Source organism: Klebsiella sp. D-Nf1 (genome assembly GCF_002810515.1).
Classification (GTDB): Bacteria; Pseudomonadota; Gammaproteobacteria; order Enterobacterales; family Enterobacteriaceae; genus Klebsiella; species Klebsiella variicola.
On record NZ_PIOK01000012.1, the window covers coordinates 79486 to 89809 of the forward strand.

Here is a 10324-nt window from a genome sequence, read left to right on the forward strand (position 1 = left end):
CGAAAAGACTAGTCTATGAGCACTGATAATAAACAATCGTTGCCGGCATTAACGTTGGCGGCCATCGGCGTGGTGTACGGCGATATCGGTACCAGTCCACTGTATACCTTGCGCGAATGCCTGTCAGGTCAGTTCGGCTTTGGCGTTGAGCGCGATGCCGTGTTTGGCTTTTTGTCGCTGATTTTCTGGCTGTTAATCTTTACCGTATCGATTAAATACATCACCTTCGTAATGCGGGCGGATAACGCCGGGGAAGGGGGGATCTTAACGCTGATGTCGCTGGCCGGACGTAATACCTCGGCCCGAATGACCTCCGTACTGGTGATCCTCGGCCTGATCGGCGGTAGCTTCTTCTATGGCGAAGTGGTGATTACGCCGGCGATTTCCGTTATGTCGGCGATAGAGGGGCTAGAAATTATCGCTCCGCAGCTTGATACCTGGATTGTCCCTATTTCCATTATCGTGCTGACCCTGCTGTTTGTGATCCAGAAGCACGGGACCGGAATGGTCGGCAAGCTGTTTGCGCCGATTATGCTGATTTGGTTCCTGTTGCTGGCAGTGCTTGGCGCGCGCAGCATCCTCGATAACCCGGAAGTTCTGCAGGCGCTAAACCCCTACTGGGCGGTGCACTTTTTCCTGCAGTACAAAACGGTTTCCTTTATTGCGCTCGGTGCGGTGGTGCTGTCGATTACCGGGGTGGAAGCGCTGTACGCCGATATGGGGCACTTTGGCAAACTGCCGATCCGCGTGGCCTGGTTCTCCGTCGTGCTGCCCTCGCTGGTGCTGAACTACTTTGGCCAGGGCGCGCTGCTGCTGAAGCACCCGGAAGCGATTAAAAACCCGTTCTTCCTGCTGGCGCCGGAGTGGGCGCTGATCCCGATGTTGATTATCTCCACTCTGGCGACGGTTATCGCCTCGCAGGCGGTGATCTCCGGGGTCTTCTCCCTGACCCGTCAGGCAGTGCGTCTGGGCTATCTGTCGCCGATGCGCATTATCCACACCTCGGAAATGGAGTCCGGGCAGATTTACATTCCGTTCATTAACTGGCTGCTGTACGTTTCTGTGGTCATCGTCATTGTCAGCTTTGAGCACTCTTCTAATCTGGCGGCGGCGTACGGTATCGCGGTAACGGGCACCATGGTGCTGACCTCCATTCTGTCGGCAACGGTGGCGCGCAAAAACTGGCACTGGAATAAGCTGTTTGTCGGCCTGATGCTGGTGGCCTTCCTGTGTATCGATATTCCGCTGTTCTCGGCGAACCTCGATAAGATTGTCTCCGGTGGCTGGCTACCGTTGTCTCTGGGGCTGGTGATGTTTACGGTGATGACCACCTGGAAGAGCGAGCGTTTCCGCCTGCTGCGCCGGATGCACGAGCACGGTAACTCGCTGGAAGCGATGATCTCTTCGCTGGAGAAGTCACCGCCGGTGCGTGTGCCGGGTACCGCGGTGTATATGTCCCGCGCCCTGAACGTGATCCCGTTTGCCCTGCTGCATAACCTGAAGCACAACAAGGTGCTGCATGAGCGAGTGATCCTTCTGACCTTGCGCACCGAAGACGCGCCTTACGTGCATAACGTTCGCCGGGTGCAGATCGAGCAGCTGTCGCCGTCGTTCTGGCGGGTGGTGGCCAGCTACGGCTGGCGGGAAACGCCAAACGTTGAAGAAGTATTCCATCGCTGTGGCCTGGAAGGACTCAGCTGCCGGATGATGGAGACCTCGTTCTTTATGTCGCATGAGTCGCTGATTATCGGCAAACGACCGTGGTATCTGCGTCTGCGCGGCAAGCTTTATCTGCTGCTGCAGCGTAACGCCCTGCGCGCGCCGGATCAGTTTGAAATCCCGCCAAACCGGGTTATCGAGCTCGGTACCCAGGTCGAAATATGATGTAAAAAAAGCCCTTCCATTGCGAAGGGCTTTTTGTTTCTCACTCCGGCTGTAACGTCCTGTCTATGCTTCGCGAAACGTTTCGATGGCGATCACATTTCTCTTCTCTGATGATGGTTTTCTGCTCACACATTGATAATAATTATTTTAGCGAAACGTTTCGCTAGTGGAGCAAAAGAGAAAAAATGAAAAAAGGCACCGTACTTAACGCTGATATTTCCGCGGTCATTTCCCGCCTGGGCCACACCGATACGCTGGTGGTCTGCGATGCCGGATTACCGGTTCCCCGCAGCAGCACGCGCATTGATATGGCGCTGACGCAGGGCGTACCTTCATTTATGCAGGTGCTGGAAGTGGTGACGACGGAAATGCAGGTTGAAGCGGCTGTTATCGCGGAAGAGATTAAAACCCATAATCCGCAGCTCCACGCGACGTTGCTCACTCACCTTGAGCAGCTGCAGCAGCACCAGGGAAATACCATTGAAATTCGTTACACCAGTCATGAGCAGTTCAAAAAACAAACCGCAGACAGTCAGGCGGTAATTCGCAGCGGGGAGTGTTCCCCGTTTGCGAATATCATTCTCTGTGCCGGCGTCACGTTCTGAGGTCGCCGTCATGGAAGCCTTATTGCAACTGAAAGGGATCGATAAAGCGTTCCCTGGCGTCAAGGCGCTCTCCGGCGCGGCGCTGAATGTCTATGCCGGTCGGGTGATGGCGCTGGTAGGGGAAAATGGCGCCGGCAAGTCCACTATGATGAAGGTGCTGACCGGGATCTACACCCGTGATGCCGGCTCTTTGCTGTGGTTAGGCAAAGAGACGACCTTTAACGGCCCAAAATCCTCCCAGGAAGCCGGGATCGGCATCATCCACCAGGAACTGAACCTGATCCCGCAATTAACGATTGCCGAGAACATCTTCCTTGGCCGCGAGTTCGTTAACCGCTTCGGCAAAATCGACTGGAAGCAGATGTATACCGAAGCCGACAAGCTGCTGGCAAAGCTGAATCTCCGCTTTAACAGCCAGAAGCTGGTGGGCGATCTGTCGATTGGCGATCAGCAAATGGTGGAGATCGCCAAAGTGCTGAGCTTCGAGTCAAAGGTCATCATTATGGATGAACCGACCGATGCGCTGACCGATACCGAAACCGAATCGCTGTTCCGCGTCATCCGCGAACTGAAGTCACAGGGGCGCGGCATTGTCTATATCTCCCACCGTATGAAAGAGATCTTCGAGATTTGCGACGATGTCACCGTCTTTCGCGACGGGCAGTTTATCGCCGAGCGCGAAGTGGCTTCTCTGGATGAAGACCGTCTGATCGAGATGATGGTTGGCCGCAAGCTGGAGGAACAGTACCCGCATCTTGATAAAACGCCGGGTGCGGTACGCTTGAAAGTCGACAATCTCTGCGGCCCGGGCGTGGAAAATGTGACCTTTACCCTGCGCCAGGGAGAAATCCTGGGTGTTGCCGGGCTGATGGGCGCCGGACGGACCGAACTGATGAAAGTGCTGTACGGCGCGCTGCCGCGCAGCAGCGGCTCCGTGACGCTGGATGGCCATGAAGTGGTGACTCGTTCGCCGCAGGACGGTCTGGCGAACGGCATTGTCTATATCTCCGAAGATCGTAAGCGCGATGGCCTGGTTCTCGGGATGTCGGTAAAAGAAAACATGTCCCTGACTGCGTTGCGCTACTTCAGCCGGGCGGGTGGCAGCCTCAAACATAAAGATGAACAGCAGGCGGTCAGTGATTTCATTCGGCTGTTTAACGTAAAAACGCCGTCCATGGAGCAGGCAATCGGCCTGCTTTCCGGCGGCAACCAGCAAAAGGTCGCCATTGCCCGCGGGCTGATGACCCGGCCGAAGGTGCTGATCCTTGATGAACCGACCCGCGGCGTCGACGTCGGAGCGAAGAAAGAGATCTACCAGCTAATCAATCAGTTCAAAGCCGATGGTCTGAGCATCATTCTGGTCTCCTCTGAGATGCCGGAGGTGTTGGGCATGAGCGATCGCATCATTGTGATGCATGAAGGGCATCTCGGCGGTGAATTCACACGCGAGCAGGCCACCCAGGAAGTATTGATGGCTGCCGCTGTGGGCAAGCTTAACCGTGTGAATCAGGAGTAAGAAAGATGACAACCCAGGCTGTTACTGGTCGCCGTTATTTCACGAAAGCGTGGCTGATGGAGCAAAAATCGCTGATTGCCCTGCTGGTGCTGATCGCGGTGGTATCGACCATGAGCCCCAACTTTTTTACCGTCAATAACCTGTTCAATATCCTGCAACAGACCTCCGTTAACGCCATCATGGCGGTAGGGATGACGCTGGTCATACTGACCTCGGGGATCGACCTGTCCGTCGGCTCCCTTCTGGCGCTCACCGGTGCGGTGGCGGCGTCGATTGTTGGCATTGAGGTTAATGCGCTGGTGGCGGTCGCTGCCGCCCTCGCATTAGGTGCCGCGATCGGCGCAGTCACCGGGGTGATTGTGGCGAAAGGCCGCGTGCAGGCCTTCATCGCCACCCTGGTGATGATGCTGCTGCTGCGCGGTGTGACCATGGTGTATACCAACGGCAGCCCGATCAATACCGGCTTTAGCGATAACGCCGATCTGTTCGGCTGGTTTGGCATCGGGCGTCCGCTGGGGATCCCGACGCCGGTATGGATCATGGCGATTGTCTTCCTGGCGGCCTGGTACATGCTGCACCATACTCGCCTGGGCCGTTATATTTACGCTCTGGGCGGTAATGAAGCGGCGACGCGTTTGTCCGGGATTAGCGTCAATAAAGTCAAAATTATCGTCTACGCCTTGTGCGGGATGTTGGCGTCGCTGGCTGGGATCATCGAAGTGGCGCGTCTCTCCTCCGCGCAGCCGACGGCGGGGACGGGCTATGAGCTGGACGCCATTGCGGCGGTGGTGCTCGGCGGCACCAGCCTCGCGGGCGGTAAAGGACGCATTGTCGGCACGCTGATTGGCGCGCTGATCCTTGGCTTCCTGAATAATGGTCTTAATCTTTTAGGCGTTTCTTCCTATTACCAGATGATCGTTAAAGCGGTGGTGATTTTGCTGGCGGTACTGGTAGATAACAAAAAGCAGTAACTGAGAACTCTACAGGACATCTTAACTATGAATATGAAAAAACTGGCGACCCTGGTCTCTGCTGTTGCGCTAAGTGCGACCGTCAGCGCGAACGCGATGGCCAAAGACACCATCGCTCTGGTTATCTCTACCCTGAATAACCCGTTCTTCGTGTCGCTGAAAGACGGCGCGCAAAAAGAAGCTGACAAGCTGGGCTACAACCTGGTGGTGCTGGACTCCCAGAACAACCCGGCGAAAGAGCTGGCGAACGTCCAGGATTTGACGGTGCGCGGCGCCAAGCTGCTGCTGATCAACCCCACCGACTCTGATGCCGTCGGCAACGCCGTGAAGATGGCAAACCAGGCGAAAATCCCGGTCATCACCCTTGACCGTCAGGCCACAAAAGGTGATGTCGTGAGCCACATTGCGTCTGACAACGTGCAGGGCGGAAAAATGGCTGGCGATTACATCGCGAAAAAAGTGGGTGAAAGTGCGAAAGTCATTGAGCTGCAGGGCATTGCCGGGACTTCTGCGGCGCGCGAGCGCGGCGAAGGCTTTAAACAAGCCGTGGTGGCGCACAAGTTCAATGTCCTGGCCAGCCAGCCGGCTGATTTTGACCGTACCAAAGGGCTGAACGTGATGCAGAACCTGCTGACCGCACACCCTGACGTTCAGGCGGTGTTCGCGCAAAATGATGAAATGGCGCTCGGCGCTCTGCGTGCGCTGCAGACTGCAGGCAAATCCGATGTGATGGTGGTTGGATTTGACGGCACTCCGGATGGCGAAAAAGCAGTAAACAGTGGCAAACTGGCGGCGACCGTCGCACAGTTGCCGGAGCAGATCGGCGCGAAAGGCGTTGAGACGGCTGATAAGGTACTGAAGGGCGAAAAAGTGGAAGCTAACTACCCGGTTGAGCTGAAGCTGGTCGTTAAGCAGTAATATGCGATTCGGACTGGCAACGGTCCGAGGGACAATATAAAAAAAGAAAAGCAGGGCATGCGCCACCGGATCCCGGTGGCGCGCTTTCCCGGGAACAGAAATGATGAAAACTGCAGGCAAACTTGTCGTCCTTGGCAGCATCAATGCCGATCACATTCTTAACCTTGACACTTTCCCGACGCCGGGTGAGACCGTCACCGGCAACCACTATCAGGTGGCGTTCGGTGGTAAAGGGGCTAACCAGGCGGTGGCCGCCGGGCGCAGCGGAGCGGATATAGCGTTTATCGCCTGCACCGGCGATGACGATATCGGTGAACGCATCCGTCGTCAGTTGGCGAGCGACAAAATCGACGTGGCGCCCGTGCGCGCGGTCGCCGGGGAAGCGACCGGCGTGGCGTTAATCTTCGTTAACGCCGAAGGTGAGAATGTCATCGGTATTCATGCCGGCGCCAATGCGGCGCTTTCCGTCTCCCAGGTTGAGGCCGAAAAAGAACGTATCGCCAGCGCACAGGCACTGTTAATGCAGCTGGAGACGCCGCTGGAGAGCGTGCTGGCGGCGGCGAGAATCGCTCATCACCATCAGACTACCGTGGTGCTGAACCCCGCGCCAGCGCGTGAGCTCTCAGATGAGTTGCTGGCGCTGGTGGATATCATTACCCCCAACGAAACCGAAGCGGAAAAGCTGACGGGTATTCGCGTTGAGAGCGACGAGGATGCGGCAAAAGCCGCCGACGTGCTGCATGCCAAAGGCATTGGTACGGTGATGATCACCCTCGGCAGCCGCGGCGTCTGGCTCAGTGCCGAAGGCGAAAGTCGTCGGATCCCGGGCTTTCGTGTGCAGGCCATTGATACTATCGCGGCCGGTGATACCTTTAACGGTGCGCTGGTAACCGCGTTGCTGGAAGGGACTTCCCTGCCAGAAGCGATCCGCTTTGCGCATGCCGCGGCGGCGATCGCCGTGACCCGCAAAGGCGCACAGCCGTCCGTGCCGTGGCGCACAGAGATTGATGAATTTTTAGCGCAACAGGGGTAATGCTTGGCTACGATGAAAGATGTGGCCCGCATCGCGGGCGTTTCCACATCGACGGTGTCACACGTCATCAATAAGGACCGTTTTGTCAGCGAGGCGATTACCGCCAAAGTAGACGCTGCGATCAAAAGCCTCAACTACGCGCCCTCTGCGCTGGCGCGTAGCCTCAAGCTTAATCAAACCCGCACCATCGGCATGCTCATCACCGCCAGTACCAATCCGTTTTATTCGGAGCTGGTGAGGGGCGTGGAGCGCAGCTGTTTTGAGCGGGGTTATAGCCTCGTACTCTGTAATACGGAAGGTGATGAGCAGCGAATGAATCGTAATCTGGAGACGCTAATGCAAAAACGCGTCGATGGACTACTGCTGCTGTGCACGGAGACCCATCAGCCTTCTCCGGAAATTATGCAGCGCTATCCGTCGGTACCGACGGTCATGATGGACTGGGCTCCCTTTGATGGCGATAGCGATCTGATTCAGGATAACTCGCTGCTTGGCGGCGATATGGCGACCCAGTATCTGATTGACCAGGGGCATTCGCGCATTGCCTGTATTGCCGGCCCGCTGGATAAAACCCCGGCGCGTCTGCGTCTTGAAGGTTACCATGCTGCGATGGCGCGCTGCGGCCTGCCGGTTGCCGACGGATACGTGGTGACCAGTGATTTTGAGTTTGGCGGCGGGTTTAGCGCGATGCAGCAGCTGCTGGTTTTGCCGCAGCGGCCGCAGGCGGTATTTGTCGGCAACGATGCCATGGCGGTTGGCGCTTATCAGGCCTTGTACCAGGCCGGTTTGCAGATCCCGCAGGACATGGCGCTGGTGGGCTACGATGATATTGAGCTGGCACGCTATATGACGCCGCCGTTGACCACCATTCACCAGCCAAAAGATGAGCTGGGAGAACTGGCCATCGATGTGCTGATCCATCGAATGGCCGATCCGCAGCAAAAACAGCAGCGCGTTCAGTTAACGCCGGAGCTGGTGGTTCGCGGCTCCGCTTAGCGTTTGTGCCGCTCGCTAATCAGATTACGGCCATCCTTCGCTCTTAACAGCATAAACATCAACGCCGACACGATGGTGATCACGCCCATGGTTATAAAGGTATAGTGAAACTGCTGTACCGTGCTGGCATTGTCAAAACCTTCATAGAAGCGCAGCACCGCAGCGCTGATGGCCACCCCGAGACTGATTGAAAGCTGCTGGGTCACCGCCAGCAGGCTGTTACCGCTGCTGGCATTGTCATCCGTCAGGTCGGCCAGCGTAATGGTATTCATCGAGGTGAACTGCGTGGACATCGCCATCCCCAGCACAAACAGTGGCAGAAGAAGCATCCACAGCGGCATCTCTGGCGACTGCAGCGAGAACTGGGCAATCATGAGGCCAATAAATACCGTGATCCCCACCAGGGTCTTACGATAGCCAAACCAGCGCAGCACCTGGGTAACGGTAGATTTCGCAATAATGGAGCCGATAGCGGTAGGGGCAATCATACAGCCGGCGATAATGGCCGGATAGCCGAAGCCAACCTGCAGCATCAGCGGCATCAGAAACGGCACACAGCCGGTACCTAAACGCGTGGCAAGGTTGCCAGCAATGCCGACTGAGAAAGTATGCGTCTTAAATAAAGAGAGCGAGATAAGCGGCGCAGGATGGCGGCGCGCGTGGCGAACATAGGCCACGAGCAGTAACAGACTGACGGCAATCACGGCCAGCGCCAGCCATGTCGCCACGATTTTTTCTCCAAACAGTTCAATACCGCTGGAAAACAGTACCAGGCTTAAGCCAAATAACAGAAAACCGGTTATATCGAAGCGCCTGCGCGGCGTCGTGAAATTTGGCATGAATTTGCGGGCATAGAGAATACCGATGATGCCGATGGGAATGTTTATCAGGAAAATCCAATGCCAGCTGGCCCAGGTGACAAACACCCCGCCGAGCACGGGGCCCAGTATCGGCCCCACCAGACCTGGCATGGTCACAAAGTTGAGTACCGGAAGCAGCTCGCTGCGGGGATAGGCGCGCAGCAGCGCCAGTCTCGCCACCGGCATCATCATCGCCCCGCCGATCCCCTGAATCACCCGAAAAATGACCAGCTCCATTAATGAGCTGGAGAGCGCGCAGGCGAGGGACCCCAAAGTGAACAAGCTAACAGCGATGATAAAGACCCGGCGCGTGCCGAAGCGATCGGCCAGCCAGCCGCTGACCGGGATCAGCATCGCCACCGTCAGCGTATAGCTGATAATGGCCGACTGCATTGCTAAGGGGGAACGATTAAGACTGTGGGCAATAGCCGGGAGGGCAGTGTTAAGAATGGTGGCATCCAGTGCCTGCATAAAGAAGGCCATCGCCGCGATCCACGGCAGGCCGGCCATGCTGCGCCCTTTTTTTCTGCTCATGCCAATTCCTTGTTATTGATTTACGTGGTGAGGGGCGTTCAACAACGCCTGACAGGCGAGCAAGGCACCTGGCGCATCACTGTTGAGAATGGCATCGACAATCGCCTGGTGGAGATCGAGCTTCACCACTTCATTTTGCGTAATCGACGTGAAGTAGGTGTGGTAGACCGAATGAAATAAAGAAGCGAATGAGCTGAGGAAAGGATTACCGCTCATTTCATAGATGTGTTCATGCCAGGCCATATCGACATCTATCCAGCGATCGCGCTGAAAATGACGTTTCAAGGCAATCATCTCTTCCATTAAGGTATTGAGCTGCGCTTTTTGCTCTGCGGTGCCGTTAGCGGCAGCGAGAAAACAGGCCTGGGGCTCCAGGCTGCTGCGCATGACGAGAAAGTGGCTCACCACTTCTTCGAAGTTATCTTCTGTTAGCCACCAGGACAGCAGTTCCTTATCCAGGAAGTTCCAGCTGCTGCGCGGCATCACCCGGGTGCCAATGCGAGGGCGAGGCAGCAACATGCCTTTTGCCGTTAGCGTCTTCACCGCTTCACGGACGGCGGTACGGCTCACACCGAACTGCTCCCCCAACTCCATCTCGCCGGGAAGAATGCTTTCCGGCTGATATTCGCCAGTCAGTATTTTTTGGGCGAGCTTCTCGGCCAGTACCCAGGAGATGTTCTTTTGTGCCGCCAGTTGCTGTGCGCTTAAAGACATAAATGCCGTTCCTTTCTTTTCTTTACTCTAACAGTATGCCACCAGGCGCCCCGTTTCGTCGGTTAAAACAGCAAAACGGCGGTTTTTTGCGACATTCCTCGCCGCTTTGTTGAAAAAAGAGACGGTTGAAAAGTTTTTTTGAATTTCCTCTTGTCACCTCAGAATTACTCCCTATAATGCGCCTCCACTGACACGGAACAACGGCAAGCAAGCCGCCGGGTCAGCAGGGTTTCGGCGGTGAAGTTCAACGCTGAAAACCGACAGAGAAAAGCAAAATAAGCGCTTGACTCTGC

9 protein-coding genes are annotated in these 10324 nt (G+C 56.2%); 7 read left to right on the forward strand and 2 right to left on the reverse strand.

Annotated features, from left to right (window positions below):
• Positions 1-15 precede the first annotated feature (15 nt).
• The 7 genes from kup to rbsR all read left to right on the forward strand — a co-directional run bounded on the left by kup (position 16) and on the right by rbsR (position 7923).
• Entirely contained in the window at positions 16-1884 is a 1869-nt protein-coding gene (kup, locus tag CWM54_RS26450) for a low affinity potassium transporter Kup (RefSeq protein WP_061156284.1), read from the forward strand.
• Positions 1885-2069: 185 nt separating this feature from the next.
• Positions 2070-2489: a D-ribose pyranase gene (gene rbsD / locus CWM54_RS26455; protein WP_002882527.1), complete on the forward strand. Its 420-nt coding sequence runs from the start codon at positions 2070-2072 to the stop codon at positions 2487-2489.
• Positions 2490-2499: 10 nt separating this feature from the next.
• Complete coding sequence (rbsA, locus tag CWM54_RS26460; protein ID WP_100682099.1) at positions 2500-4005, forward strand: ribose ABC transporter ATP-binding protein RbsA; 1506 nt, start codon at positions 2500-2502, stop codon at positions 4003-4005.
• Between the two features lie 5 nt (positions 4006-4010).
• Positions 4011-4976, forward strand: a complete 966-nt coding sequence (gene rbsC, locus CWM54_RS26465; RefSeq protein ID WP_008806709.1) for a ribose ABC transporter permease — start codon at positions 4011-4013, stop codon at positions 4974-4976.
• Between the two features lie 27 nt (positions 4977-5003).
• The gene (gene rbsB / locus CWM54_RS26470; protein ID WP_100699092.1) at positions 5004-5894 is read left to right on the forward strand and encodes a ribose ABC transporter substrate-binding protein RbsB; all 891 of its coding nucleotides are present in this window, start codon (positions 5004-5006) and stop codon (positions 5892-5894) included.
• Between the two features lie 100 nt (positions 5895-5994).
• On the forward strand, positions 5995-6927 hold the full coding sequence (gene rbsK, locus CWM54_RS26475; RefSeq protein ID WP_162678220.1) for a ribokinase: 933 nt from the start codon (positions 5995-5997) through the stop codon (positions 6925-6927).
• Between the two features lie 3 nt (positions 6928-6930).
• Positions 6931-7923: a ribose operon transcriptional repressor RbsR gene (gene rbsR, locus CWM54_RS26480; protein ID WP_077274715.1), complete on the forward strand. Its 993-nt coding sequence runs from the start codon at positions 6931-6933 to the stop codon at positions 7921-7923.
• On the opposite strand, the gene mdtD is transcribed toward rbsR, so the two are convergent.
• Positions 7920-9317, reverse strand: coding sequence for a multidrug transporter subunit MdtD (mdtD, locus tag CWM54_RS26485; RefSeq protein ID WP_100682098.1), 1398 nt, complete (start codon positions 9315-9317; stop codon positions 7920-7922). The two genes, rbsR and mdtD, sit on opposite strands and share 4 nt — an antisense overlap.
• 12 nt (positions 9318-9329) lie before the next feature.
• Positions 9330-10031 (reverse strand): FadR/GntR family transcriptional regulator, encoded by a 702-nt coding sequence (locus CWM54_RS26490; protein ID WP_100682097.1) that lies wholly within the window; start codon positions 10029-10031, stop codon positions 9330-9332.
• Between the last annotated feature and the right edge of the window lie 293 nt (positions 10032-10324).

Excerpts from the sequence above, each read along its gene's own strand:
- mdtD (WP_100682098.1), bottom strand. The coding sequence starts at position 9,317 with ATGAGCAGAAAAAAAGGGCGCAGCATGGCCGGCCTGCCGTGGATCGCG.
- CWM54_RS26490 (WP_100682097.1), bottom strand. The coding sequence starts at position 10,031 with ATGTCTTTAAGCGCACAGCAACTGGCGGCACAAAAGAACATCTCCTGG.
- rbsA (WP_100682099.1), top strand. The coding sequence starts at position 2,500 with ATGGAAGCCTTATTGCAACTGAAAGGGATCGATAAAGCGTTCCCTGGC.
- rbsC (WP_008806709.1), top strand. The coding sequence starts at position 4,011 with ATGACAACCCAGGCTGTTACTGGTCGCCGTTATTTCACGAAAGCGTGG.
- kup (WP_061156284.1), top strand. The coding sequence starts at position 16 with ATGAGCACTGATAATAAACAATCGTTGCCGGCATTAACGTTGGCGGCC.
- rbsD (WP_002882527.1), top strand. The coding sequence starts at position 2,070 with ATGAAAAAAGGCACCGTACTTAACGCTGATATTTCCGCGGTCATTTCC.
- rbsB (WP_100699092.1), top strand. The coding sequence starts at position 5,004 with ATGAATATGAAAAAACTGGCGACCCTGGTCTCTGCTGTTGCGCTAAGT.
- rbsK (WP_162678220.1), top strand. The coding sequence starts at position 5,995 with ATGATGAAAACTGCAGGCAAACTTGTCGTCCTTGGCAGCATCAATGCC.